The 25811-nt window shown below is 74.0% G+C and carries 24 protein-coding genes and 1 pseudogene; 14 read left to right on the top strand and 11 right to left on the bottom strand.

The features are described 5' to 3' along the window. The first annotated feature begins 59 nt into the window (after nt 1-59). Together AB0L29_RS23810 and AB0L29_RS23805 are read left to right on the top strand one after the other, a co-directional pair. The gene (locus AB0L29_RS23810) at nt 60-1457 is read left to right on the top strand and encodes a gluconate:H+ symporter (RefSeq protein WP_365829758.1); all 1398 of its coding nucleotides are present in this window, start codon (nt 60-62) and stop codon (nt 1455-1457) included. 132 nt (nt 1458-1589) lie between these two features. Continuing rightward, nucleotides 1590-1766, top strand: a pseudogene (locus tag AB0L29_RS23805) (leucine zipper domain-containing protein); the annotation flags it as partial. 103 nt (nt 1767-1869) lie between these two features. Here the strand turns inward: AB0L29_RS23805 and AB0L29_RS23800 are convergent. Continuing rightward, a complete protein-coding gene (locus AB0L29_RS23800) occupies nt 1870-3411 on the bottom strand; it encodes an APC family permease (RefSeq protein ID WP_365829757.1) in 1542 nt (513 codons plus the stop codon). 30 nt (nt 3412-3441) lie between these two features. Further along, nucleotides 3442-4392: a hypothetical protein gene (locus AB0L29_RS23795; RefSeq protein ID WP_365829756.1), complete on the bottom strand. Its 951-nt coding sequence runs from the start codon at nt 4390-4392 to the stop codon at nt 3442-3444. Between the two features lie 349 nt (nt 4393-4741). Between AB0L29_RS23795 and AB0L29_RS23790 the strand changes: the two genes are divergently transcribed. The 4 genes from AB0L29_RS23790 (at nt 4742) to AB0L29_RS23775 (ending at nt 7098) form a co-directional block, all read left to right on the top strand. After that, nucleotides 4742-5635, top strand: coding sequence for a DMT family transporter (locus AB0L29_RS23790; RefSeq protein ID WP_365829755.1), 894 nt, complete (start codon nt 4742-4744; stop codon nt 5633-5635). Between the two features lie 46 nt (nt 5636-5681). After that, the gene (locus tag AB0L29_RS23785) at nt 5682-6209 is read left to right on the top strand and encodes an NUDIX domain-containing protein (protein WP_365829754.1); all 528 of its coding nucleotides are present in this window, start codon (nt 5682-5684) and stop codon (nt 6207-6209) included. Between the two features lie 167 nt (nt 6210-6376). After that, nucleotides 6377-6769: a DUF202 domain-containing protein gene (locus AB0L29_RS23780; protein WP_365829753.1), complete on the top strand. Its 393-nt coding sequence runs from the start codon at nt 6377-6379 to the stop codon at nt 6767-6769. Next, nucleotides 6766-7098, top strand: a complete 333-nt coding sequence (locus AB0L29_RS23775; protein WP_365829752.1) for a DUF202 domain-containing protein — start codon at nt 6766-6768, stop codon at nt 7096-7098. The genes AB0L29_RS23780 and AB0L29_RS23775 overlap by 4 nt, the downstream gene beginning before the upstream one ends. Nucleotides 7099-7317: 219 nt before the next feature. Here AB0L29_RS23775 and AB0L29_RS23770 read toward each other — a convergent pair whose 3' ends face one another. Then, nucleotides 7318-8259: an NADP-dependent oxidoreductase gene (locus tag AB0L29_RS23770; protein ID WP_365829751.1), complete on the bottom strand. Its 942-nt coding sequence runs from the start codon at nt 8257-8259 to the stop codon at nt 7318-7320. A gap of 193 nt (nt 8260-8452) precedes the next feature. Between AB0L29_RS23770 and AB0L29_RS23765 the strand changes: the two genes are divergently transcribed. Then, nucleotides 8453-9487 (top strand): phosphotransferase family protein, encoded by a 1035-nt coding sequence (locus AB0L29_RS23765; protein WP_365829750.1) that lies wholly within the window; start codon nt 8453-8455, stop codon nt 9485-9487. A gap of 5 nt (nt 9488-9492) precedes the next feature. Then, a complete protein-coding gene (locus AB0L29_RS23760) occupies nt 9493-10707 on the top strand; it encodes an acyl-CoA dehydrogenase family protein (protein ID WP_365829749.1) in 1215 nt (404 codons plus the stop codon). A 41-nt stretch (nt 10708-10748) separates the two neighbouring features. On the opposite strand, the gene AB0L29_RS23755 is transcribed toward AB0L29_RS23760, so the two are convergent. Genes AB0L29_RS23755 through AB0L29_RS23745 form a run of 3 tightly spaced genes read right to left on the bottom strand, consistent with a single transcriptional unit; the run spans nt 10749 to nt 13818 of the window. Beyond that, the gene (locus AB0L29_RS23755) at nt 10749-11342 is read right to left on the bottom strand and encodes a TetR/AcrR family transcriptional regulator (protein ID WP_365829748.1); all 594 of its coding nucleotides are present in this window, start codon (nt 11340-11342) and stop codon (nt 10749-10751) included. 41 nt (nt 11343-11383) lie between these two features. Beyond that, entirely contained in the window at nt 11384-13048 is a 1665-nt protein-coding gene (locus AB0L29_RS23750) for an AMP-binding protein (RefSeq protein ID WP_365829747.1), read from the bottom strand. Then, the gene (locus AB0L29_RS23745) at nt 13045-13818 is read right to left on the bottom strand and encodes an SDR family oxidoreductase (RefSeq protein ID WP_365829746.1); all 774 of its coding nucleotides are present in this window, start codon (nt 13816-13818) and stop codon (nt 13045-13047) included. Before AB0L29_RS23745 ends, AB0L29_RS23750 begins: the two co-directional genes overlap by 4 nt. A gap of 173 nt (nt 13819-13991) precedes the next feature. Here AB0L29_RS23745 and AB0L29_RS23740 point away from each other — a divergent pair, with 173 nt between their 5' ends. Continuing rightward, nucleotides 13992-15227 (top strand): DUF1343 domain-containing protein, encoded by a 1236-nt coding sequence (locus AB0L29_RS23740; protein ID WP_365829745.1) that lies wholly within the window; start codon nt 13992-13994, stop codon nt 15225-15227. Nucleotides 15228-15555: 328 nt separating this feature from the next. Here the strand turns inward: AB0L29_RS23740 and AB0L29_RS23735 are convergent, their stop codons facing one another. Then, a complete protein-coding gene (locus AB0L29_RS23735; RefSeq protein WP_365829744.1) occupies nt 15556-18351 on the bottom strand; it encodes a penicillin acylase family protein in 2796 nt (931 codons plus the stop codon). Between the two features lie 262 nt (nt 18352-18613). On the opposite strand from AB0L29_RS23735, the gene AB0L29_RS23730 reads away from it, so the two are divergent. Then, nucleotides 18614-19216, top strand: coding sequence for a hypothetical protein (locus AB0L29_RS23730; protein WP_365829743.1), 603 nt, complete (start codon nt 18614-18616; stop codon nt 19214-19216). A 91-nt stretch (nt 19217-19307) separates the two neighbouring features. Next, nucleotides 19308-20081 (top strand): 3-keto-5-aminohexanoate cleavage protein, encoded by a 774-nt coding sequence (locus AB0L29_RS23725; RefSeq protein ID WP_365829742.1) that lies wholly within the window; start codon nt 19308-19310, stop codon nt 20079-20081. A gap of 588 nt (nt 20082-20669) precedes the next feature. Here AB0L29_RS23725 and soxR read toward each other — a convergent pair. Beyond that, entirely contained in the window at nt 20670-21170 is a 501-nt protein-coding gene (gene soxR, locus AB0L29_RS23720) for a redox-sensitive transcriptional activator SoxR (protein WP_365829741.1), read from the bottom strand. A gap of 123 nt (nt 21171-21293) precedes the next feature. On the opposite strand from soxR, the gene AB0L29_RS23715 reads away from it, so the two are divergent. Further along, a complete protein-coding gene (locus tag AB0L29_RS23715; protein WP_365829739.1) occupies nt 21294-21755 on the top strand; it encodes a MaoC family dehydratase in 462 nt (153 codons plus the stop codon). On the opposite strand, the gene AB0L29_RS23710 is transcribed toward AB0L29_RS23715, so the two are convergent. The 3 genes from AB0L29_RS23710 to AB0L29_RS23700 form a co-directional block, all read right to left on the bottom strand. Continuing rightward, complete coding sequence (locus AB0L29_RS23710; RefSeq protein WP_365829738.1) at nt 21746-22408, bottom strand: TetR/AcrR family transcriptional regulator; 663 nt, start codon at nt 22406-22408, stop codon at nt 21746-21748. The genes AB0L29_RS23715 and AB0L29_RS23710 overlap by 10 nt on opposite strands. A 91-nt stretch (nt 22409-22499) precedes the next feature. After that, the gene (locus AB0L29_RS23705) at nt 22500-22787 is read right to left on the bottom strand and encodes a YiaA/YiaB family inner membrane protein (protein ID WP_365829736.1); all 288 of its coding nucleotides are present in this window, start codon (nt 22785-22787) and stop codon (nt 22500-22502) included. A gap of 85 nt (nt 22788-22872) precedes the next feature. Continuing rightward, nucleotides 22873-24024, bottom strand: a complete 1152-nt coding sequence (locus tag AB0L29_RS23700) for an acyl-CoA dehydrogenase family protein (RefSeq protein WP_365829734.1) — start codon at nt 24022-24024, stop codon at nt 22873-22875. 77 nt (nt 24025-24101) lie between these two features. Here AB0L29_RS23700 and AB0L29_RS23695 point away from each other — a divergent pair, with 77 nt between their 5' ends. Continuing rightward, nucleotides 24102-24743, top strand: coding sequence for a TetR/AcrR family transcriptional regulator (locus AB0L29_RS23695; RefSeq protein ID WP_365829733.1), 642 nt, complete (start codon nt 24102-24104; stop codon nt 24741-24743). Between the two features lie 225 nt (nt 24744-24968). Beyond that, nucleotides 24969-25679 (top strand): winged helix-turn-helix domain-containing protein, encoded by a 711-nt coding sequence (locus AB0L29_RS23690; protein WP_365829732.1) that lies wholly within the window; start codon nt 24969-24971, stop codon nt 25677-25679. Nucleotides 25680-25811: the final 132 nt, after the last annotated feature.

The following is a 25811-nucleotide window of genomic DNA, read 5'->3' as shown; positions in this document are numbered from 1 at the left end:
GTCCCCGCCGCTCCCCTCTCCCCGAACTCCCCGCTCCCCGCACCGCAAGGGAACCCACCGTGACCAGACTCAGCGTCGAGATGCTGGCAGCGGACGCACCCGAGCCGATCACGTCGGCCGGCCACGCCCAGCTGGGCATCGCCGTCCTGGCGGGCATCGCCGTCATCGTCCTGCTCATCACCAAGTTCAAGCTGCACGCCTTCCTGGCGCTGACCATCGGGTCGCTGGCCCTCGGCGCGTTCGCCGGGGCACCGCTGGACAAGGTCCTCACCAGCTTCACCACCGGCCTCGGCACCACGGTCGCCGGTGTCGGCGTGCTGATCGCCCTCGGGGCGATCCTCGGCAAGATGCTCGCCGACTCCGGCGGCGCGGACCAGATCGTCGACACGATCCTCGCCAGGGCGGGCGGGCGCTCGATGCCGTGGGCGATGGTGCTGATCGCCTCGGTGATCGGTCTGCCGCTGTTCTTCGAGGTCGGCATCGTGCTGCTGATCCCGGTCGTCCTGATGGTCGCCAAGCGCGGCAACTACTCCCTGATGCGCATCGGCATCCCGGCGCTCGCGGGCCTGTCCGTGATGCACGGCCTGGTGCCGCCGCACCCCGGTCCGCTGGTCGCGATCGACGCGGTCGGGGCCGACCTCGGCGTCACGCTGGCGCTCGGCGTCCTCGTCGCCATACCCACGGTCGTCGTCGCCGGTCCGCTGTTCTCCAAGGTCGCGGCCCGCTGGGTGGACGTGCCCGCCCCCGACCGGATGATCCCGCAGCGCGCCTCCGACGAGCTGGACAGGCGCCCCGGCTTCGGCGCCACGCTGGTCACGGTCCTGCTGCCGGTCATCCTGATGCTGGCCAAGGCGCTGGTCGACATCGTCGTGGACGACCCGGCCCAGCCGGTGCAGCGCGTCTTCGACGTCGTCGGCGCCCCGCTGATCGCCCTGCTCGCCGCCGTGCTCGTCGGCATCTTCACGCTGCTGCGGCCCGCCGGGTTCGCCAAGGAGCGCCTCTCCCCGCTCGTCGAGAAGAGCCTCGGGCCCATCGCGGGCATCCTGCTGATCGTCGGCGCGGGCGGCGGCTTCAAGCAGACGCTGATCGACTCCGGCGTGGGCCGGATGATCCTGGAGATCTCCGAGGACTGGTCGATCCCGGCGCTGCTGCTGGCCTGGCTGATCGCGGTGGCGATCCGGCTGGCGACCGGTTCGGCGACGGTGGCGACCGTCTCGGCGGCCGGCCTGGTGGCCCCGCTGGCGGCCGACATGTCGGCCACGCACACGGCCCTGCTGGTGCTGGCCATCGGCGCCGGCTCGCTCTTCTTCAGCCACGTCAACGACGCCGGCTTCTGGCTGGTGAAGGAGTACTTCGGCCTGGACGTCGGCCAGACCGTCAAGACCTGGTCGGTGATGGAGACGATCATCTCCGTGGTCGCGGGCGGTGTGGTCCTCCTGCTGTCCCTCGTGCTCTAGGTGTGCTGTCCCGGGACGTTGGTGACACGCGTGCCGGGTGCTTGAAAGAGGTGAGGGCCTTCTGGGTTCGGTGTGGATTGCGACATCTACGACCGGTACTCAGGAGGCCCTCGTGTCCCACCGTGATGCCCGCTGACTCCGACGGGGCGCCTTCGTCCGGCCCGGGGCGTCGTGGAGGACGGCCGGCCGCTGCGGCGGGCCGCGGAACGCTTCCAGGTCAGCCACACCACCGCCGCCCGCCGGGCGAGCCGCTACCGGCAGCTGGGCGCGGCCGGGATGCACGATCGCTCCGGCCGCCCGCACCACAGTGCGGGATCCCGGGGCTGTTCGGAGGTCACGCCCTCATCCGACCACCCGCCGCCCGGGGCGGGCCAGGGCTCGCGGGTGGCCGGGAGGAGTTCCGTCCCCCTCGTCAGGGGGTGCGTCCGGCCGCCTTCTCCAGCTGGAACGCCTCGTTGCCCAGGCCGATGCGGGCGTGGACCTCCGGCTTGCGGGAGCGCAGGACCAGGCCCTGGACCAGGCCGGCGGCCAGCGCCAGGCCGATGACGCCGGGCAGCACCCAGCTCAGGGCGGAGCCGGGGCCGGCGCCGACCAGCACGTCGAAGTCCCTCACCGTGTAGCCGGCGATCACCAGCAGGGCGAGGCCGGCCAGCGCGGAGGTGGCCAGCCGTACGGCCTGGGTGCCGGCCGCGCCGCGGCGGACGAAGAAGACGACCACCGACAGGGAGGCCGCGGCCATCAGGACGATCACGCCGAGGGCGCCGACGTTGCCCAGCCAGGTGAACAGGTGCAGGACGGGCGCGGTCGGATCGCCGGCGGGCTTGTCGTCGGTGACCGCGAAGGCGGTGACGACCACGGCGGCGACGGCGGTCTGCAGCAGCGAGCCGGTGCCGGGGGCGCCGCTGGTGCCGCTGGTGCGGCCGAACGCGGCGGGCAGCAGGCCCTCGCGGCCCATGGCGAAGGCGTACCGGGCGACGACGTTGTGGAAGCTGAGCAGGGCGGCGAACATGCCGGTGACGAACAGGACGTGCAGCACGTCCGTGAAGGTGCCGCCGAGCCGGGACCCGGTGAGGAAGAACAGCAGTCCGGCGCTCTGCCGCCGTGCCGTGCCGACGATCTCGGAGGGACCGGTGGCGACGGTGAGGGCCCAGCTGCTGAGCGCGAAGAAGACGGCGACCCCGCCGACCGCGAGGAACATCACGCGCGGCACCAGGACGTGCGGGCGGCTGGTCTCCTCTGCGTACACGGGCGCCTGCTCGAAGCCGAGGAAGGCGGCGATGCAGAAGCACAGCGCGGTGCCCACGCCGGCGCCGGTGAGGGTGCCCGGGTCGAAGGCGTGCAGGGACAGGCCCTCCTTGCCGGGGTCGGTGACGGCCGCGATGTCGAAGACGACGACGAGGAGGACCTCGACGACCAGCAGCACGCCGAGCACGCGCGCGTTGACGTCGATCTTCAGCCACCCCAGCAGGCCGACAGCGGCCACCGCCGCCAGCGCCGGGATCCACCAGGCGACCTCCACCTCGGCGTAGGTGGCCAGCAGCCCGGAGACCTCGAAGCCGAAGATCCCGTAGATGCCGGCCTGCAGCGCGTTGTAGGCGACGAGGGCGACCAGGGCCGCGCCGGCGCCGGCGGTGCCGCCGAGGCCGCGGGAGATGTACGCGTAGAAGGCGCCCGCGTTGTGGACGTGGCGGCTCATCTCGGCGTACCCGACGCTGAACAGGATCAGGACGACGCCGAGGAGGACGAAGAGCAGCGGCTGCCCGACGATGCCCATCACCGCGAATGTGGTGGGCATGACACCGGCGACCACCATGAGCGGGGCGGTCGCGGCGAGGACGGAGAGCAGCAGGCCCCCGGTGCCGAGGCGGTCGGCGCGCAGGGCCCGCTCCTGGCCCTTGAACGTGCTGATGCGGTCGGCGGCGGGTCTGCTCGTGCGCGAACTGCCCGTGGTCATGGGAGGCGTCCTTCTGTCGGGTGCGGGGGGTCAGACCGTGCCGAGCGCGCCGGCGCGGGCGGCACGGAAGGCGGTGCGGGGGTCGCGGTCCGGGTACGACCACGGCGCCGGGGTGACGTGGTCGCCGATGCGGTGGAACAGGGCGGCGGCCTCGGCGCCCCGTCCCTCGCAGACCTTGGCGTGGGCGAGGAAGTTCAGGTCGACCAGGCGGCGCGGGTGGCCTTCGAGCTCCCACTCCAGCCACCAGTCGAAGGCGGCCTTCATCACCTGCCGGGCGCGGCGGCCGGTCCAGTGGCCGCAGGCGGCGGGGTCGGCGGGCTGGTGCCCGGCGGCGGCCAGCACGCGGTAGCGCTCGGCGTGCGCGATGACCGGCAGGATGGCCAGCGGGGAGTCGGCGGGGGCCTGTTCGGCCGCCCAGTTGGCGAAGTCGTAGACCTCGTGCAGCGGGTCCGGGCCGGCGTCGACACGGCGCTCGGCCAGCCGGGCCACCACCAGGTGGTGGGCGTGGTGGTGGTCGGCGTACCGGGCGCGGACCTCCTCGAAGAGCCGGACCACGTCCTGCTCGGTCCCCAGGGAGCGCTCCAGCAGGAGCAGACCGAGCCAGGGGGTGGGGTCGGCGGGCGCGAGCGCGGCGGCGGCACGGCAGGCCTCGCGGGCGCGGGGCGGCTTCTCCTTGCCGTCCAGGGCGCGCCGGACCCGGGCCAGGGCGAGCAGGACGGAGGCGTCGGCGGACTCGGGTTCGGCGAGCAGCCACTCCTTGGCCCAGGCGGCGCAGTAGGGCTCGCGGGCCAGGACCGTGACGCGGTGTCCCCGGCGGTCCCAGTCGTCCCCCGTGTGCACCAGCAGCGAGCGGGTGGTCTGCCACCGGCCCTGCGCGAGCGCGGCGCGCGCGGCGACGAGTTCGGCGTCGTCGAGGGCCTCGTCGAAGGCCTGGGCCGCACGTCTGCGGCCGCGGCCGAGGGGAGGCGGGGGTGGTGACACCGCGGGACTTCCTCACGCGTTCATTTGTGGTTCGGTTCACGGCGCGGACCGGTCGGGGTGTGCCGACTGCCATGAACTGATCACACACAGCAAACCCGCAGCCAACGCTCGGCGTCAAGGGCCGCCGGGGCGTTACACGCGTCAAGTTGCGTGACGGCAGGGTCACTTGTGATCGCTCCGGTCGGCACGCGGCGACGGCGGGGCACCGGGGACTGCACCCGATTCTCCCTTTTGGCCCTTTTGTGATGTGCGTCATAGCGGGCTTTCCGCCGACCCCGCACGATGGCTGGACGTGCGGTCACGGCTCTTTCGGACACCGTGACCCGGCCCGATGATCGAGGTACGCAGCTTGTCGGTTCCGGTTCTGGCCCTCGCCCTGAGCGCCGCGTGCTGCCTGGGCTTCGGATTCGTGCTCCAGCAGCAGGCCGCCCAGCGGGCCCCGTTGAACGACTTCCTCTCGCCCCGGCTGCTCCTGGACCTGATGAGGGTGCCGCGCTGGCTCGGCGGCATCGCGCTGATGGTGGTGGGCATGGCGCTCGGCGCGGCGGCGCTCGGCCAGGGCGAGCTGTCGCTGGTCGAGCCGCTGCTGGCGACGAACCTGCTGTTCGCGCTCGCCCTGTCCCGCCGCCAGTCGCGGCAGCCGCTGGGCCGCCAGGGCTGGGCGGGGCTGGGGCTGCTGGCGGGCGGGGTGAGCGTGTTCATCGTGGCGGCCGAGCCGCGCGGCGGCAGCGCGCCCGCCGACCCGCTGCGCCAGTGGCTGATCATCGGTGCCATGATCGGGCTCGCCCTGCTCCTCACGGCCTGTGCCCGGCGCTCGCGCCTGAGCGCGGGCCCGGCCCTGCTGGCACTGGCCGCCGGGCTGCTCTACGGGGTGCAGGACGCGCTGACCCGGCTGAGCGGGCAGCGCTTCGCCGAGGGCGGCTTCACGCAGCTGCTCACGAGCTGGCAGCCGTACGCGGTGCTGGTCCTCGGCGTGACCGGGCTGATCCTCGTGCAGAGCGCGTTCGAGACGGCCTCCCTGCGCATGTCCCTCCCCGCGCTGACCGCGGCCCAGCCCATCGCCGGGATCGTCTGCGGCGTCGGGTTCCTGGGCGACCGGCTGCGCACGGACGCGGGCGCACTGACGTGGGGAGCCTGCGGCCTCCTGGCCGTGATCGCCGGGATCGTGCTGCTGGGCATGCACCCGGCGATGCCGCGGGGAGCGGTGCGGCGGGAACCGGCGCCGGCCCTGCAGCCGCAGTGAGCGAGGGCCGTCGGGCCCCGGCGGCACCCCCTGCTTGTATGGACGCATGAATGCTGCCGGGCACACGAACCCCGCCGACGAGATCCTCGACATCGTCGACGAGCACGACCGGGTGATCGGCCGGTCCCCGCGGGGCGAGGCGTACGCGCGCGGTCTGCGCCACCGCTGCGTCTTCGTCCAGGCGCGGGACGCCGAGGGCCGCGTCTTCGTGCACCGCCGCACCCCCACCAAGCTGGTCTTCCCCTCCCTGTACGACATGTTCGTCGGCGGGGTGGTCGGGGCGGGCGAGGGGTACGACGAGGCGGCCCTGCGCGAGGCCGAGGAGGAACTGGGCGTGACCGGTCTGCCGCGCCCCGAGTACCTGTTCAAGTTCCTGTACGACGACGGCGCCGGCCGCAGCTGGTGGTCGGCGGTGTACGAGGTCCGCTGCGAGCTGCCCGTCCGGCCTCAGGCCGAGGAGGTGGCCTGGCACGGCTTCCTGCCGCAGGCCGAACTCGACAGGCGTCTGACGGAGTGGGAGTGGGTTCCGGACGGACTGGCGGCGTACGAACGGCTCAGGGCGCGACGGGGGTGACGGACGTGACGGAGGTGACGGGGACGCGGGGATCCGCGCGGGCCGGGTGCCCGGCGCCGCGGCTCGGGCGGGCGGGACCGGGCGGCTCCCGCCCCGTCCCGCCCGCCCGCCACCGGACCCGCGCAGGCCGCCGCGGGCACCCCGTCGCGGCCCGATAGGGTCCTGACGTGATCGGATTCGCACGGAACGCCCGCTTGTGGTTCGTGCCCGAGGAGATCCGGCGGGAGGGGGAGACACCCGACTACCGGTTCTCGCTGGCGAACGAGCGCACCTTCCTGGCCTGGCTGCGCACCGCCCTGGCGCTGATCGGCGGCGGCTTCGCCGTCGACCAGTTCCTGCCGGGCCTGCGCTGGGGCTGGCGCGTCGGCCTGGCGCTCGCGCTGCTCGCCGCGGGCGCGCTCTGCTCGCTGCGCGCGGTCGACCACTGGGTGCGCTGCGAGCGGGCCATGCGCCGGGGCGAGGACCTGCCGGTGTCCCGCTTCCCGGCGCTGCTGAGCCTCGTCGTCGCGGTCGTGGCGGTCGCCATGGTCGTCGTCGTGCTGGTGGGGTGGGAGGGGTGAGCGCCCCCGGAGCCCGGGCGGTCCCCGGCCGGGACCCCGGCCTGCAGCCCGAGCGGACCCGGCTCGCGTGGCGGCGCACGACCCTGTCGGGCGCGGTCTGCGCGGTCCTCGCCGTGCGGACCGTCCTGCACGGCGGCGCGCCGGCGGCCGGGATCGCGGCCGGCGCCCTGTGCTGCGTCCTGTGGCTCTGCCTCCTGCGGACGGCGCACCGCCGCATCCGCGCCCTCGCCGCCCCGGGCGGGCCCCCGGCGCTCGCCCCCCGCCACGCCGCGGCGGCGGCCCTGTGCACCGTGGCGACGGCCCTGTGCGGCGCCGCCCTGGTCCTCTAGGACCTGTCGTCGGCCTCCCGTCGTCCGCCCGGGGGGCGGGCCCCGCGGCGTCGGGTGCGTGCTCCCGGCGCGCCGGGCGCCGGCCCTCGTACGGGGGGATGCACCCCGGTCCGCGCCCGGTGCGGCGAGAGCGGGTGCAGGGGGTCGCGGGGCAGGCGGGAGTCCGACGGCAGGGCCCGGGCGTGCCGCCCGGCGGGTCCCCGCGCGCCCCGCGGCGCCCTACGCCCCGGTCTCCCGGTCCACGGTCACCACGATCTTCCCCCGCGTCCGCCCCCGGGCGTTGAGCCGGTGCGCGTCCGCCGCCCGCTCCAGCGGGAAGGTCTCGGAGACGTGCACGCTCACCACCCCCGCCTCCGCCAGCTCGGCCAGCCGCCGCAGATCCTGCGCGTCGGGGCGCACGAAGTAGTAGCGGCCTCCGTACCCCACCACGCCGCCGTCGGCGATCGACACCAGGCGGCCCTCCGGGGCCAGCAGGTTCGCCGAGGCCCGCAGCGTGTCGCCGCCGACGACGTCGAACACCGCGTCCACGCCCTCGGGGGCCATCCCCCGCACCCGCTCGGCCAGGCCGTCGCCGTACGCCACCGGCTCCCCGCCCAGTCCCCGCACGAAGTCGTGGTTGCGTTCGCTCGCGGTGCCGATGACCCGGGCGCCCAGGTGGGCGGCGAGCTGCACGGCGATCGAGCCGACGCCGCCGGCCGCGGCGTGCACGAGGACGGTCTCGCCCCGCCTCACCCGGAGCACCTTGGTGAGCACCTGGTAGGCGGTCAGTCCGGTCAGCGGCAGCCCGGCCGCCTCCTCGAAGGAGAGGTTGCGCGGCTTGCGGGCGAGCGTGCGCACCGGCGCGGCCACGTACTCGGCGAAGGTGCCGCGGGAGAGGAAGTCCTCGCGGACGTAGCCGATGACCTCGTCCCCGGCCTCGAACTCCGCAACGGAGACGCCGGGCCGCACCACCACACCCGAGACGTCCCAGCCGGGCACCACCGGGAAGACGGGTTCGAGGATCCGGTCCAGGTGGCCCTCGCGGCACTTCCAGTCGACGGGGTTGACGGCCGCCGCCCGCACCCTCACCAGCACCGCGTCCGGGCCGACCTTCGGGTCCCGGACCTCCCCGAAGGTGAGCACCTCGGGACCGCCGTAGCGCGCGTAGCTGATGGCCTTCATGGCTCCGACCCTCCGGGGGGCGGATGCGGCGCGCAAGCCGGGTGGCCCGAACGAACCCGGTCCCTTCCCCGGGTCCCGCGGGAGGAGCCGTCGGCCTATCGTGGCTCCGATCACGTTTGCGCCCCGCACTGGACGACATACCGACCGGTCGGCATCATGAGCGGGTAGTGTCCGCCTGCCCGTAGGAGCGACGATGAGCCCCGACCACCCGCCCGGACTCGACCTCGACCGGCTGCGCGGCCTGCTCGACCGCGAGCGGCCCGGTCTGGTGAACGGCCCCCTGTCCGGCCGGCTGATCGAGGGCGGGCGGTCGAACCTCACGTACGCGGTCACCGACGGAGCCTCGAAGTGGGTCGTGCGCCGGCCGCCGCTCGGCCACGTGCTGGCCACCGCGCACGACATGAAGCGCGAGCACCGGGTGATCAGCGCGCTGCACCCGACGGACGTGCCGGTGCCGCGCCCGGTGCTGCTGTGCCAGGACGAGGAGGTGCTCGGGGCGCCCTTCTACGTCATGGAGTTCGTCGAGGGCACTCCGTACCGCACCGCCGGCCAGCTCGCCCCGCTCGGCCCCGAGCGCACCCGGGACGCCGTGCTGAACCTGGTGGACACGCTGGTCGGGCTGCACGCGGTGGACCCGGCCGCGGTGGGGCTGGAGGACTTCGGCCGCCCGGAGGGCTTCCTCGACCGGCAGCTGCGGCGCTGGGGCAAGCAGCTGGCCGCCTCCCGCAACCGCGAGCTGGCCGGCGTCGACGAACTGCACGCGGCCCTCGGCCGGGAGCTGCCCCGCTCCCCCGCCCCGGCCGTGGTGCACGGCGACTACCGGCTCGACAACGTCCTGATCGGCGACGACGACAGCATCAGGGCGATCCTCGACTGGGAGATGTCCACCCTCGGCGACCCGCTCACCGACCTGGGCCTGCTGGTGATGTACAGCATGCCGCTCGGCATGCCCCACTCCCCCGTCTCCACCACCGCCGAGGCCCCCGGTCACCCGGCGCCCGGCGAGCTGATCGAGCGGTACGCCGCGCGCTCGGGGCGCGACGTCTCCTCGGTCTCCTGGTACACGGCGTTCGCCTGGTTCAAGCTCGCCGTGATCCTGGAGGGCATCCACTACCGCTACACGCTGGGCCAGACGGTCGGGCGCGGTTTCGACCGCATCGGCGACCTCGTCCCCGTCTTCATCGAGCACGGCCTGACCACTCTTCACGAAGGCCTCCAGGAGGGCTGATCGTCATGGACTTCGCGTTCGACGCGCGCACCGAGGAACTGCGCGCCAAGCTCCTCGCCTTCATGGACGAGTACGTCTATCCGGCCGAGCCGGTCGCGCACGAGCAGCGCGCCGGGCTGGCCTCGCCCTGGGACACCGTGCCGGTGGTCGAGGAGCTGAAGGCCGAGGCCCGCCGGCAGGGGCTGTGGAACCTGTTCCTGCCGGACGCCGAGCACGGCGCCGGGCTCACCAACCTCCAGTACGCGCCGCTCGCCGAGATCACGGGCCGCTCCCCGCAGCTGGCTCCCACCGCGACCAACTGCGCGGCGCCGGACACCGGGAACATGGAGGTGCTCGCGCAGTTCGGCGACGAGCGGCAGAAGAAGCAGTGGCTGGAGCCGCTGCTGGCCGGTGAGATCCGCTCGGCGTTCGCGATGACCGAGCCGGACGTGGCCTCCTCGGACGCCACCAACATCACCACGCGCATCGAGCGGGACGGCGACGAGTACGTCATCACCGGCCGCAAGTGGTACATCTCCGGCGCGATGCACCCCGACTGCAAGATCTTCATCGTGATGGGCAAGACCGACCCGGACGGGCCCGACATCCGCCGCCAGCAGTCCATGGTCCTGGTCCCCCGCGACACCCCGGGCGTCACCGTCGAGCGGGCCATGCGGGTCTTCGGCTACCAGGACGAGTACCACGGCGGCCACGCCGAGGTGGTCTTCGACCACGCGCGCGTGCCGGTGTCGAACCTGATCGGCGAGGAGGGCGGCGGCTTCGCCATCGCCCAGGCCCGGCTCGGTCCCGGCCGCATCCACCACTGCATGCGGCTGATCGGCATGGCCGAGCGGGCGATCGAGCTGATGTGCCGCCGGGCGGTGTCCCGTACGGCGTTCGGCAAGGCGCTGGCCCAGCAGGGCGTGGTCCACAACTGGATCGCGGACGCCCGGGTCGCCGTGGAGCAGCTGCGCCTGCTGGTGCTGAAGACGGCCTGGATGATGGACACCGTCGGCAACAGGGGCGCCCACACGGAGATCCAGGCCATCAAGATCGCCACGCCCCGCACGGTGGCGGGCATCCTCGACAAGGCGATCCAGCTGTACGGCGCGGGCGGCGTGAGCCAGGACTTCCCGCTGGCCGAGCTGTACGCCGGCGCCCGCACCCTGATGATCGCCGACGGCCCGGACGAGGTGCACCAGCGGTCGCTGGCGCGGCGGGAGCTGAAGAAGTACCTGTAGGGGCACGGGCGGGGGGCGGTCGCCCCCCGCCGGGGACACCGTCAGGGCCGCAGCGCCCGCAGCAGCAGGTCGGCCAGGTGGTCGGCGACCCGCTGGGGGCTGAGGGGGCCGTCGGGGCGGTACCAGGTCGACAGGTGGTGGACGGAGCCGAAGTGGTAGTCGACCACCAGGTCGGCCGGGGTCGCGCGGGAGAAGACGCCCGCCTCCTGGCCCTCCTCGATGAGGGCGCGGAAGCGTTCGTGGTAGCGGCGGCGCTCGGCGCGCACCTGCTTGTTCTTCTCCGGGCTGAGGTGGTGCATGGACCGGAAGAAGATCGACGCGTCGTCGAGGTTCTCGATGGTCGTCACCACGACGTCCGCCGCCGCGTCCCGCACCCGCTTCTCGACCGGCTCGTCGGCGTCCGCGAAGGCGTCCAGGCGCTCCTGCTGGACGCGCAGCACGCGCGCGTACACCTCGTGCAGGAGGTCGTCCTTGGAGCCGAAGTAGTGGTACAGCGCCCCCTTGGTGACGCCGGCCGCCTCGACGATCTCCTGCACCGAGGTGCGGTCGTAGCCCTGCTCGGCGAAGAGCCGGGTGGCGGCGGCCAAAAGCCGCTGGGGTACGGGAGCGCCGTCCGGGTCCGTCGTCCTGGGCACTGCCGCCACCTGCCTTTCCGTACTGCTGCCAGTTACTGCTGCTAGTTGTCCTGTGTACGGGAACGAAGTTCCCGCCGGAGGATCTTCCCACTGGCCGTCTTCGGCAAGTCGGGCAGGATCTCGACCTGGCGGGGGTATTTGTACGCGGCCAGTCTGTCCTTGCAGTACGCGGCCAGCGCGCCGGGGTCCGCCTCGGCGTCCGGACGCAGGCTGACGTAGGCCTTGACGGTCTCCCCGCGGTACCCGTCGGGCACGCCGACGACGGCGGCCTCGCGCACCGCCGGGTGCGTGTGGAGCACGTCCTCGACCTCACGCGGCCACACCTTGAAGCCGGACGCGTTGATCATGTCCTTCTTGCGGTCGACGACGTACAGCCAGCCCTGTTCGTCCATGAAACCGATGTCGCCGGTGCGCAGTTCGCCGCCGGGGAAGGTCTCGGCGGTGGCGTCGGGACGCCGCCAGTAGCCGGGCACGACCTGCGGGCCGCTCACGACGATCTCGCCCTGCTCGCCGAAGGGCACCTCCTCGCCCTTCTCGTCGACGATCCGCACGACCGTGTCGGGGCCGGGCACGCCCACGGCGAGCGTCCCGGAGACCGGGTCGACGGGTGCCTGGAGGTGCGGCGGGACGGAGGCGCAGGGCGCGGTGCACTCGGTCAGGCCGTAGCCGTTGCGCAGGTACGGCCCGAACCCGGCCCGGAACTTCTCCACCAGGGCGGGCGGCAGCGGGGCGCCGCCGGAGGAGATCACCCGGAAGGAGGAGAAGTGGTCGCGGGAGGCGGCCGGGTGGGCGGCCAGCGCCATGAACGCGGTCGACGGGCCGACCGTGTAGTGCGGCCGGTGCTCGGCGAACGCGTCCAGCACCACGCCCGCCTCGAAGCGGTACGCCAGCACCAGCGTGCCGCCGCTGTTCAGGCAGGCGGCGAACTGGCAGACCATGCCCGTGATGTGGAACAGGGGCGCCATCGCGAAGTAGACGGGCGCCTCGGGCAGGCCGAGACCGGTCCGCTGCCGCTCGGCGTTGTACATGATGTTGCCGTGCATGTTGGTGGCGCCCTTGGGGGTGCCGCTGGTGCCCGAGGTGTAGCTGATCAGGGCCACGTCGGCCGGGCCCGGCTCGCGGCCCCGCGGCGCCGTGCGGCCGGCGCGGGCCACGGCCGCCAGGTCGTCGGCGTCGGCGGCCCGCGGGAGCCGCCCGAAGCCCAGCACGCGGGCGTCGTCACGGGTCTGGAAGTCCCGTTCGCAGCCGGTCAGCACGATCCGCACGGGCGAGTCCGCGGCCGTGTCGCGCAGGTACTCCTCCCACGCCCGGTCGGAGCAGACCAGCGCGGCCACCTCGCCGTCCCGCAGGACGTGGGCCACCTCGCCCGCCTTGTACATCGGGTTGACCGGCACGACGACCGCGCCCGCCTTCCACGCGCCGAGCACGGCGAGCACGAACAGCGGGGAGTTCTGCAGCAGGACCGCGACCCGGTCGCCGCGCTCCAGGCCGCGTGCGGCGAGGTGGCCGGCGACGGAGTCGCTGAGCTCGTCCACCTCCCGGTAGCCGAGCCGCCCGTCGAAATAGGCGAGGCAGGTGCGGTCCGGGGTGCGGGCCGCGCCCCGGCGCAGGGCGTGCACGAGGGAGGCGGCCGGGTCGACCGGGGCCTTCTGGGCGTCCTCCAGCAGGGCCAGCCAGGGCCTGGCCGCGTAACGGGACCCGGTCACCGGCCGGCCTCCCACTGCCGCTGGATGCGGTTCATGCCCTTCAGCCACCGGTCGGGCTCGGCGGCCCGGGCCTGGTAGTACTCGGCGACCTCGGGGTGCGGCAGGATCAGGAAGCGGTCCTCCTCGATGCCCTTGAACAGGGCGTCCGCCACGTCCTCGGGTTCGATCGCGGTGGGCCGGAGCACCAGGTCGCCCGCGCTGCCGGTGGCGGCGAGCATGTCGGTGCGCACGCCCTGCGGGCAGATGGCGTGCACCTTCAGGCCGCGGTGCCGGTACGTCAGCGACAGCCACTCGGCGAAGGCGTACGCGCCGTGCTTGGTGACGCTGTAGGGCGCCGCGCCGATCATGGTGAGCAGTCCGGCGGCGGAGACGGTCGAGACGAACCGGCCGGCGCCGCGCTCCAGCCAGTCCGGCAGCAGCGCGTGGGCCGCGCGGACGTGGGCCATGACGTTGACGTCCCAGGAGACCGCCCAGCCCTGTTCGTCCAGCGGCCCGGAGACGTCCCCGCCCGCGAAGCCGACGCCCGCGTTGGCGCAGTACACGTCGACCGTGCCGCCGAGCGCGTCCCGGGCCTCGGCGACGATCGCGGAGGCGTCGCCCGGGACCGCGATGCCGCCGATCTCGTCGGCGACCGCCCCGGCCCGGCCGGCGTCCAGGTCGTTGACGACGACCCGGGCCCCCTCGGCGGCGAAGCGGCGGGCCAGCGCGGCCCCGATGCCGCCGCCCGCACCGGTCACGACGACCCCTTTGCCCTGCACGGCTTCCACCATCGGTCTCCTTCGACGCGACGCGACTCGGCTCTGCTGCCGCGTCAGACTAACCGGTCGGTATGTACCGGCGGAAGGGGCGTCCGCAACCCGGCCGGTCCGCTTCGTTCCCCGGGCCCCGGCCGCGCGCTAGCGTGCGTGGCCATGGCACCCGCCGGGCTCACGGAGGTCACCGCATGAAGCTGTCGAGACGGACCCTGCTCACGGCCACGGCCACGGCGGCGGCATCGGCCGGCCCGGCGCAGGCGGCCCCGGCGGGCGGCCGGCGGCTGCGCACCGGCTTCGAGCGCCTCGCCGCGAGCGGCTACGCCCTCCTCTCCGGCCGGCGGGTCGGCATCGTCACCAACCCGACCGGCGTCACCCGGGACGTGCGCCACGTCGTCGACGTCATGCACGCCGACGAGCGCGTGGACCTGATCGCCGTCTTCGGACCCGAGCACGGTTTCCGCGGCACCGCCCAGGCGGGCGGCTCCGAGGGCCGGTACGAGGACCCGGCGACCGGCCTGCCCGTCTACGACACGTACCTCAAGAGCGGCCGTCCGCTCGCCGACGTCTTCACCGCCTCCGGCGTGGACACGGTCGTCTTCGACGTCCAGGACGTGGGCGCGCGCTTCTACACGTACATCTGGACGCTGTACGACTGCATGGAGGCGGCGCAGCTGGCCGGCAAGCGGTTCGTGGTGCTCGACCGGCCCAACCCGGTGACCGGGCGGGCGGCGCTGGGGCCGGTGCTGCACAAGGAGTTCGCGACCTTCGTCGGGCGGCAGCCCGTCTCCCAGGCGCACGGGATGACGGTGGCGGAGCTGGCGCGGCTGTTCAACGGGGAGTTCCTGACCGCGCCCGTGCCGCTGGAGACGGTGACGATGTCGGGCTGGAGACGGTCGGAGTTCTACGACGCCTCCGGACTGCCCTGGGTGCCGCCGAGCCCGAACATGCCGACGCCGGACACCGCGCTCGTGTACGCGGGGACCTGCCTCTTCGAGGGCACGAACCTGTCGGAGGGGCGCGGGACGACCCGGCCCTTCGAACTGCTGGGCGCGGAAGGGGTCGACGGGCGCTGGGCGGCCGGGGCCAACGCGCTCGGGCTGCCGGGGGTGCGCTTCCGGGAGGCGTACTTCTCGCCGACCTTCTCCAAGTTCCAGGGAAAAACCGTCGGGGGCGTGCAGATCCATGTGCACGACCGGACGGTGTTCGACCCCGTCCGCACGGGGATCGCGCTGCTCGTGACCGCCAGGAAGGCCTGGAGCGGTTTCGCCTGGCGTCCGGACCACTGGATCGACCGGCTCACCGGCTCCACGCGGGTGCGCACGATGATCGACGCGGGCGCCGGCACCGACGAGGTGGTGGCGGACTGGCAGACCGAACTGGCGGCGTTCCGCAGGGTGCGGGAGCGGTATCTGCTGTACCGGTGAGGCGTGGCGCGGGACCGGTCCGTCCCGTCGGCGGGCGCGCCGCGCCCGGCCGACGCGGCCACGGGACGGAAGGGCCCGGCCGGCACGGCCACGGAACGGAAGAGCCCGGCCGACGCGGCCACGGGACGGAGAGGCCCAGCCGGGCGGATCCGGCGACGAGTGCGGCTTTGCGGCCCGCGGAGTTCCGAGAAGCCCCAAGGGGCCTTCTGGCGCTGCGCGTTCGCGGCACGGCCCGCCGGCCGGCGAGCGCGGCGGCATCCCGCGCCGGGGGCCGGTCCGGCCGGTGCCGGCGGCGGGCCGCGTGCGCCGGCCCGCCGCCGGTGACGCGCTACCGGTGCGAGGTGAACTCCACGACCTGCTGGTACGTGGGCCGGTTCTGCCAGCTGATCTTGCCGTGCCCGATGCCGCCCAGCGTCCGGTGGACGATCGAGTCGGCGCACCACTGGTCGCCGGCCGGGCACTGGTCGTCGCCCGGGTACACCTGGGCCGCGGTCCTGCCGGCCGCCTCCTTCAGCGTGCTCACGAGGATCTCCCGGCAGGCGCCGAGACTGCCGTCGCCGCAGTACCTGCGGGCCAGCGGGCCGCGCACCCGTTCACCGAGCACCGCCCGGACGTCCTTGTCGACATAGCTCCACCAGCCGTACTGGAAGGCGCTTCCGGCGTGCGAGCCGGTCGGGCCGTGCGCGGCCGACGGGGACTCGTCGACGGGCAGGTTGGCGGTGAGGGCGGTGTACAGCTCGTCGCCGAGGCCGGGTGCGAACTCGGCCCGCACCAGCAGCGGCCACCAGGCGTCCAGGATCCGGATCGCGTCGGCGTGGGCGTACGCCTTCGACCCGGCCGAGGTCTCCGTGCGCCTGGCACCCGCCGCCACCCAGGCCTCCAGCCTGCCGACGGCCGCCGCGGCCGCGGGATCCTCGACCGGCGCGCTCCTGAGGACCCTGAGCAGCCCGGGCAGCACCTCCTGCCCCCGCAGGTCGGTGATCCCCGCGTCGGCCATCGCCCCGACCAGCGAGGCCCGGGTCACCCCGCCCCGCGCGATCAGTTCCCTCACCCGCTCGTCCAGCAGGTCGCCGCGGTGCACCGAGCCGTTGCCCCAGGACGCGGCCGTGTAGTCCTGGGCCGGCTTGTTGTTCCAGGAGATGTAGTAGTCCTGGCCGACGGAGTGGGGGTGTGCGGACGCGGGCGTGTAGGCGGCCGTGTTCGCCGCCGGGTCCCAGCCGCGCCACTCGTGGGCGGGCCGTGCCCACACCGGGAACTCGGCGTCGACCGCGTCCGCCCGCACCGGGTTGTCGCCGCTGTTGTGGTAGGCGGTGTGCTCGGAGTCGGCGTAGAACCAGTTGAAGGTGTAGTTGACGTGCTGCACGGCGCGCCGGAAGTCCTCCGGGCCCTTGACCTGGTCCGGGTCGTTGAGCATCTGGAAGCCGATGATGGAGTCGGTCTCGTGCAGGAAGGACGAGCGCAGGGTGGTGTAGGCGACCTTCCTGCCGCCGACGGTCGCGCGGTACTCCACGGGACCGTACTTCGTGCGCCAGACCCGCATGGTGTACGAACCGGCCGCGGTGCCGTCGGCGACGGTCGGCTTCCAGGCGTTCTTCCGCTCGACCTTCTCCATGGGCGTGCAGGTGCCGCGGTACAGGTAGTGGTGGTCGTCCTGGCACAGCTCGACGGCGTACGTGTCGATGATGTCCTGGCCGGAGGTCGTGGCGCTCCACGCGTAGTCCTGGCCGCGGCCGAGCTCGACGTACATGCTCAGCCCCGCGAAGGAGGCGCCGCGGGCGCTGATGCCCGGGCCCTGGATCTCCTGGAGCAGCAGCAGCTGGGGCGCGAAGTAGCCGGTCTGCGGGCCGAACACGGCGACGGGGTGGCCGCCGGCGGTGTGCTCGCCGCTCACCACCAGCGCGTTGGACATGCCGCGCCGGGCCGAGGAGACCGCCGCCTTCGCCGCCGCGTCGGAGGCGCCGGCGGCGTCCGGGCCGGCCGCGCCGCCGGTGCGGTCGTGGACCAGCGGTTCCCGCCGCACCGAGCCGGGGTCGGGCAGGGCCATGCCCCGCGGGTCGCCGGGCCTGGTGGCGTACGGGAAGCTGCCCTCGTGGACGGTGAGCACGGCCTCGGGGTCGTTGCGTTCCCGGAAGGACTCCCAGACCTCGGTGCCCTCGGCCACGCCGTACCTCTCCTGGGCGGCCAGCAGCGACAGGGCGTTGGCGACCTCGCCGCCGCCCCCGGAGCCGAACAGCGCGCCGATGACGGAGGCCAGCGCCACCAGGTCGGTGGTCTTGAAGTGCTCGATCGTCCCGGCGTTGGTGATCGAGTCCTTGTGGCCGGTCAGGACGTACTCGCCGGGGAAGTAACGGCCGCCGTCGGAGGCGTCGATGTAGGCGTTGACGCCGTCGAGGTAGGCCTGGACGTCGGCGAGGGCCTGGCGGCCGCGTTCGCCGTGGCCTGCGACGACGCGGTCGATCTGGGCCTGCAGCTCGGCCTCGGTGTACGGGGCGTTGCGCCAGAACTGCTGCTCGAGGCCCTGGTTGGAGGGGGCGCCGCCCGCGAAGGAGGTGAGCTGTCCGCGCCCGACGTGCCGGAAGACGTCCATCAGCCACAGCCGGTCCTGGGCCGCCGCGTAGCCCGCGCCGAACTCCGTGCCGTACCTGGTGGTACCGGTGATGTGCGGGACGCCCGTCTTCTTGTCGCGCACGATCGTCACGTCCGTGCGGCCGGCGGGCCTGACGGTGGAGGCGACCTGGTCGGCGGGGACCCCGAACGACGCGTCGTTGAAGAAGGCGCCGATCTTGTCGTCGGTGAGGCCGCGGTGTCCGGTGGCGAGGCCGGCGTACGGGCCGAGCTGGTCGGCGGCGTGGGCGGGCTGGGTCCCGAAGGCCTGGTGGAGGAGGATCTGGGCGAGGGTGGCGTTGCCGTTCTGGCCGGGCGGCATGATGTCGGAGCACCGGACGCCGCAGTGGTCGTTCGCGGCGGCCGCCCGGGCACCGCCGTTCTCCCCGGCCGCCGCCGGGGAGAACGGCGACAAAAGACCGGCGATCAGGGCGCATACGGATGCGGTCTTCAGGAACCCGGGGGTTCTCCGGGGAGTTCTCCGTGCGTCGAGGGCGGTGCGTGGGGCGCGCCGTGGCATGGGGGCTCCTCCCGACAGGGGTGGGCGGGACGTTACCGCCGGTATCCCCGCGATGGAAGGTGAACAAGCGTCACTTTCGGGATGAGCGCAACGGGCAGACGCAACAAGGGAGTTGATTTCCGAGACCCCACGACCGGCTTATGGGGGCCATCGGAAAAAGGATGGAGCCGATTCGCTTGTCGACCCGTCTATTCGGCGACGTCCTTACGACGACGCCGAAGTGACCGGACAACAGGTGCAGGTGTGACGGAGGTGCAGGACGATGGCGGGTTTCCGGAGTCTGGCAAGACAGGTCCGCGATCCACGGTGCGACCTGGCGCTGCGGCGTTACTCGCTGCGCAAGTGCCTTGAGCGGTTCGCCCCTTACGGGCACAGGGCGACCTGGGACCATTTGTGCTCGCGGGCGGGGTTCGATCCCGAGGACCGCTCACCGGACCCGGCGCGGCTCGTGGCCGCACTGGAGGAACTGGAGGAGGCGCGGGCGGTCTGGCTGGCCTACGAGACCGAGTTCGCCGAGCGGCGCAGGAAGGAGAAGCACGACGGGCTGCGCAGGCCGGGCAGCGTGGACGACTGGCACCGGATGACCTGGGGCGGTTTCGGCGTGGCGTGGTGCGACGATCCGGCGGTCCATCCCCGTGAACCGCTGGCCGAGGTGCTGCGCCGGCTGATCGCCGCCCTGGAGCGCGCGCCGGGCTCGGCCTGCCCGGTGTGCGACGGGGAGCGGCTCGTGTGGAGGTACGGCCTGGATCACGAGCCCTCGGCCGGTCCGGTCTGCACGGACTGCGGAATCCTGGTGCCGCGTCCTGTGCTCACGCCCGGGGCGCTGGCGGACTCCCGGCGGACGAGGATGCTGGTGTCGGCCTGACGAAGGGTGCCGGGGGGCGCCGGGGGTGCGCCGGGGATGCCGCACCCCCGCTGCCGGGCGACGGCCCGGGAGCGACGGGCACCATGGACACATGGTGCAGGTGTGTCTGAACGGTTCCCGGGGAGCCGCCGACGGGGCCGCGGTGCCGCTGTCGCCGGAGGCGATGGCCCGCTCCGCGGCCGAGGCCGTCGCGGCCGGGGCGACGGACGTCCACGTCCATCCCAAATCGCCTTGCGGGCACGACACGTTGTCGCCGCGCGTGCTGGCGCCGACGCTGCGGGCCGTGCGGGCGCGGGTGCCGGTGCCGGTCGGCGTGACGACCGGCGCGTGGGCCGAACCGGATCCGGCGGCGCGCGTACGGCGCATCCGGAGCTGGACCGTCCTGCCCGACCACGCCTCGGTCAACTGGCACGAACCGGGTGCCGAGGAGGTGGCCGCCGCGCTCGTCGAACGCGGGGTGGGCGTGGAGGCCGGCATCTGGTCCGGCACGGACGCAGCGGCGCGGTTCGCCGCCTCCCCGCTCGGACCGAGGGTGCTGCGGGTGCTGGCGGAGGTGACGAACACGGATCCGGCCACCGCCGAGGACACCGCGCGCGCCCTGCTGTCGCGGCTCGGCACGGCCCACGGCCGCCCGGTCCTGCTGCACGGCGAGGACGGCGGCGCCTGGCCGGTGCTGCGGCTCGCGGGGCGGCTGGGACTGGCGACCCGGATCGGCCTGGAGGACACCCTCGTGCTCCCGGACGGCCGGCCGGCCCGGTCCAACGCGCATCTGGTGGCGGCGGGGCTGGCGGAGTACGAGCGGTCCCGGCGCGCGGCGCGGACGAGCAGCGCGAGGAACCGGACGTGCGACGGCAGCAGCCGTTGACGGGCTCGCTCGGTCCCTTGCCCCGCCCGGACGGCCGGGGGCGACGGGACACACCCGGGGAACCGGGGAGAGCCTCCCCCGTCGGCGCCGCGCGTCACCGCCGAAGCGCCGGCCGGCCACGCCCGCCCGGACCCCGACGCCCTCGGCCTGCCCCAGGTGGGCCTGTCGGCCGTCCGCGGGGACCGGGGACACGCCGTGTCCGACGTGCCGGCGCAGCGCGACGGACGGGTGCGGTGGCCGGACGCGGCTGAACTGCCGGGCGGGGAGCCGCCGGCGCCCGGCTGTGGTGCGAGGGCGCGTACGGCATCGGACGGACGCCGGAGGCCGGGACGGGGCGCGGGACGGTCCGCGGGCGGGAGCCGCGCCCGCGCGAGGGCGTGGTGACCCGGCCGGCCGTCGAGCGGTACAGCGCGGTGACCGGGGAGCCGGGCCGTCGCCGAGGCGGTGCGTCCGGCGCACCTGACGCGCGGGGGTGGGACTGCCGCTTCCTCTGCGCCGCCACGAGCGCCCTCGGGCGGCGCACCTGACGCGCGGGGCGGGACGGAGTGGGGGTGAGGGGGCCGGGTGCGGCGGGCACCCGGTGCCGGCTCACGTTCCGCGGCGGCCGGCCGCGGCGTTCCTGCGGCGCGCCGCCCCGTTGCCCACCAGCAGCCGCGAGCCCGTCAGCCGTTCGCCGAAGACGTCGTCCGGGTTGGACAGGACGCAGGTGTCCAGGGAGAGGCAGCCGCAGCCGATGCAGTCGGTGAGGTGGTCGCGCAGGCGGTTGAGCTGGTTGATGCGCTCGTCCAGCTCGGCCCGCCATGCCTCGGAGAGGCGGGCCCAGTCCTCGCGTGTGGGGGTGCGTTCCTCCGGGAGTTCCGCGAGCGCCTCGCGGATCGTCGCCAGGGGGATGCCCACCCGCTGCGCGGCCCGGATGAAGGCGACCCGGCGCAGGGTGTCACGCGAGTACCGGCGCTGGTTACCCGCCGTGCGGCGGCTGCTGATCAGGCCCTTGGACTCGTAGAAGTGCAGGGCGGAGACGGCGGCGCCGCTGCGCGCGGCGACCTGACCGACCGTGAGTTCGTGGATCTTCTCCGGGATTTGGGGCACGCTTCGAACCCTACCGACACCCTCCGGCGGGCCGTCCGTTGACACGGGGTCCGCACCCGACCATGCTAAGCAGTTGCTTAGGCATGCTCAGGCATGCGACTCCGTCACGCGAGAGGCCGGGACATGGCAGAGCCGAGGATCTTCACGTCCGTCGACGACCTGAAGGCGGCGGTGGGCGAACAGCTGGGGTACACCGACTGGCTGGAGGTCGACCAGAAGCGGATCGACCTGTTCGCGGAGGCCACCGGGGACCACCAGTGGATCCACGTCGACCCGGAGAAGGCCGCCGCGGGACCGTTCGGGACCACCATCGCGCACGGCTATCTGACCCTGTCCCTGCTCCCCCTGTTCGGCCCGCAGCTCATCGCCGTCGAGGGCGTGAGCATGGGCGTCAACTACGGGACGAACAAGGTGCGCTTCCCGGCCCCCGTCCCGGTCGGCTCCCGGCTGCGCGCCACGGCGAGGGTCTCCGGCGTCGAGGAGGTGTCCGGCGGCGTCCAGCTGACCCTCGCGTTCACCGTGGAGCGCGAGGGCGGCGACAAGCCGGTGTGCGTGGCCGAGTCGGTGTCGCGCTACTACCTCTGAGCCGTCCGGCCCCGCGCGGCACGGGGCCGCTCCCCGGCCCCCACCATCCGCAGCACGAGGTCGGCGTAGAGCGCGCCGACCTCCTCGGGCGTCCAGGGACCGTCGACGCTGAACCAGCGGGCGACGTCGATGCAGAGCGAGAGCACGGCGAGGGTCGTACCCCGGACGTCGAGGACGTCGAACTCGCCGGAGCGGGCACCGTCCTCGATGATGCCGCGCACCTCGGCGTCGCACTGCCGGCGCAGCGCGACGATCTCCGCGCGGGCCTCGGGCCCGAGCGAGTCCAGCTCGTACTGCACGACCCGCGCGGTGGTGCGCCCGCCGGCGTGCCAGCGGACGAAGGAGCTCACGGCGTCGGCGAGCCGCTCGGTCGCGCCGCCCTCGCCGCGGGCCGCCGTGCGCAGGATCTCCAGCGCCTTCTCGTGGCCGATCCTGCTGATGCGGTGCAGCAGCTCTTCCTTGGTCTTGTAGTGGATGTACAGCGCGGCCGGGCTCATCCCCGCGCGGCCCGCGATGTCCCGGGTCGTCGTGGCGTGGTAGCCGCGCTCCGCGAACGCCTCCACGGCGGCGACCAGCAGTCGTCGGGCCGCGTCGGGCGTGACCTCACCCCACGGCTGCGCCTCGCCGCCGGCCGTCTCCTCCGCCGTACTCATTGCTCACCCCTCGTCGCTGGCAGGGACAACACCATACCGCTGAAGGTGAGCGGGCGCTTAGCCTGCCCGTCCGGCTCGGGACGGAACGGGCTCAGAGCTTCTCGAACGGGTCGTGTTCCGCGAGCAGCTTCTCCAGCCGCGCCTGGTCGACCCGGTGCACGATCCGCCCGGCCTCCTGCCGGTCCCGCACGACCTTGGCGAGCGTGAAGGCGGAGGTGACCAGGTAGAGGACGGCGATGCCGAGGAAGCCGCGCACCCAGGCGTCGGCGCGGAGGCTGAAGATGCCGACCGCGGTGGCGGCCAGGGCGACCGTGAAGGACGCGACGGCCTGTCCGTGGAAGGCGGCCGTGTTCTGCTGCTTGACCGGTGTGTCGTTCATGCCCCTCAGGGTCGGCGGACGCGGCCCTGAAGGGCATCCGCCGACGTACTCAGAGCGGTACTCAGCCGCGGGGGCGCGAGGGCGCTCAGAACGCCGGGACTCCGGTCAGCGCCCGCCCGATGACCAGCTTCTGGATCTGGCTGGTGCCCTCGTACAGGGTCATCACGCGAGCGTCGCGCAGCAGCTTGCCCGCCGGGTACTCGTCGATGTAGCCGTAACCGCCGAAGACCTGCAGGGCGTTGTTCGCGGCGCGCACGGCCGCCTCGGAGGCGAAGAGCTTGGCCTTGGAGGACTCGACGGCGAAGGGCAGGCCGCGGTCGACCAGGTCGGCGACCCGCCAGGTCAGCAGCCGGGCGGCGTCGACGTCCACGGCGATGTCGCTGATCAGCTCCTGGACGAGCTGGTGACGGGCGATGGGCTTCCCGAACTGCTCGCGCTCCCCCGCGTACCGCACGGCGGCGTCGAGCGCGGCCTGGGCTATGCCGACGCAGCCCGCCGCGACCGACATCCGGCCCTTGGCGAGGGCGGACATGGCGACGGAGAAGCCCTTGCCCTCCTCCCCCAGCAGCGCGGAGGCGGGCACCCGCACGTCCTGGAGGACCAGTTCGGCGGTGGCCTGGCCGCGCAGGCCGAGCTTGCCGTGGACGGGGCGGCGGGTCAGCCCCGGGGTGCCGGCCGGGACGAGGAAGGCGGAGACGCCCCGGTGGCCCGGCGCGTCGGTCGAGCGGGCGAAGAGCAGGACGACGTCGGCCCAGGTGCCGTTGGTGATGAACATCTTGGTGCCGTTGACGACGTAGTCGTCGCCGTCCCGGACCGCCCGGGTGACGAGGCTGCCCGCGTCCGACCCGGTGCCGGGCTCGGTCAGGCCGAAGCAGCCCACCAGCTCGCCGGAGGTCAGCCCCGGCAGCCAGCGCAGCTTCTGCTCCTCGCTCCCCCAGGCGGCGATCGTCTTGGCGACCAGCCCCAGCGAGACCGACACGATCCCGCGCACGGACGAGTCGCCCCGGCCGAGCTCCTCCGTCACCAGGCAGTACGCGAGGTGGTCACCGCCGGAGCCGCCGTACTCCTCGTCGATCGTGAGCCCGAGGAACCCGACCTCGCCCAGCTTCCCCACGATCGAGCGGTCGACCTCCTCGGCCCGGTCCCAGGCGGCGGCGTGGGGGGTGACCTCACGCTCCACGAAGTCCCGGGCGAGCTGCCGCACGGCGGTCTGTTCCTCGCTGAGCTCCAGGTTCACCGGCAACCACCCCACTTGAAAGCCGTACATTTAAATTAGCACTGCTAGTTTCCAGTAGCAGCCCTACTATGTGCGCCATGGCCCGACCGCGCAAGCCCCTCCTGAGCACCGACCGCATCGTCGAGACGGCCCGCGCGCTCGTGGACGCGGAGGGTCTGGCGGCCGTCTCCACGCGTCGGCTCGCCGCCGAGCTGGGGGTGAGCGGGCCCTCGCTCTACAACCACTTCCGCACCAAGGACGAGATCCTGGAGGCGGTCGCCGACTCGGTGAGCGCGCAGGTCGACCTGTCGATGTTCGAGGACGGCCGGGACTGGCGCACGGCACTGCACGACTGGGCCGTCTCCTACCGGGCGGCCCTGCGCGACCATCCGAACATCGTCCCGGTGCTGGCGCGCGGCCCCGGCCGCCGCCCGGCCGCGCTGCGGCTGGCCGACGCCGTCTACGGCGCGATGGTCGACGCGGGCTGGCCGCCGGCGCAGGCCACCTCCATCGGCGCGCTGATGCGGTACTTCATCATGGGCTCCGCGCTCGGCTCCTTCGCCGGGGGCTTCGTCGACGACGCGAGCGCCTACGACCCCGCCGACTACCCCCACCTCGGACAGGCCCACCTGCTCGCCGAGCAGCAGGAGAAGATCGACGAGCGGGCCTTCCAGACCGGTCTGACGGCGCTGCTGGACGGACTGGCGCGGCAGTACGAGCAGGTGCGGCAGACCGCCTAGGGTCTGTCGTCGGACTCCCGTCGTCCGCCCGGAGGGCGGGCCCCGCGGCGTCGGGTGCGTGCTCCCGGCGTGCCGGGCGCGGACCCTCGTACGGGATATGTAATCGGGTCTGCGCCCGGTGCGGCCGGAGTGCGTGCAGGGCGTCGCGGGGCAGGCGGGAGTCCGACGACAGGATCTAGCCACCCTTCGGCCGGTGCCGAAGGGTGGCCGTCCCATGCTGGAGGCATGACGACGAGGGATCCCCGGACCGCGGGCCTGGCGCGGCTCGCCGGGCTGCTGGCCGACGAGACCCGCGCCGCCTGTCTGCTGGCGCTGCTCGACGGCCGCGCGTGGACGGCGGGCGAACTGGCCCGGCACGCGGGCGTCGCCGCCTCCACACTGAGCGAGCACCTGGGCAGGCTCGTCGCGGGCGGACTGCTCGCCGAGGAGCGGCAGGGGCGGCACCGCTACGTACGGCTCGCCGACGCCCGCGCCGCCCAGCTCGTGGAGGACCTGGCCGCGCAGGTCGCGCCGGAGGCGGGGGGACGGCCGCGCGGCCTGCGGGAGGTGAGCGCGGGCTCGGCGGCGGCCCGCGGGCGCACCTGCTACGACCACCTGGCCGGCCGGCTGGGCGTCGCGGTCACCGACGGGCTGACGGCCCGCGGACTCCTGCGCCAGGACACGGGGTTCGCGCTCACCGACGCCGGTCTGGCCTGGTTCGCGGCGACCGGCATCGGCCTCGGCCGGCGTGGCCGCCGCCCGCTCGCCCGCGCCTGCCTCGACTGGACGGAGCGCCGCCCCCACCTCGCGGGGGCCGCGGGCGCGGCGCTGTGCCGGCACGCGCTGGACGCGGGATGGTGTGTGCGCATCGGGTCCGGGCGGGCGGTGAAGGTGACGGCGGCGGGCGAACGCGCGCTGGGCACCCTGCTGGGTGTCGAGGGCGCGGCGCTGCGGTGACCGCCCCCGGTGTCCGGGCCCGCCCGGCGCCCTCGGCGCCCCGTCCGGGATCCGCGAGCCGCGGCCCGGGCGGACCCCGGGCTCAGCCGGCCGTCCCGGCCGCCGCCGGATCGGCCGTGCGGCCGGGACGGC

The organism is Streptomyces sp. NPDC052701 (assembly GCF_040678355.1).
Classification (GTDB): Bacteria; Actinomycetota; Actinomycetes; order Streptomycetales; family Streptomycetaceae; genus Streptomyces.
Note: the sequence above shows the minus strand (reverse complement) of the source record. Positions and strands in the feature narration are given on the sequence as shown.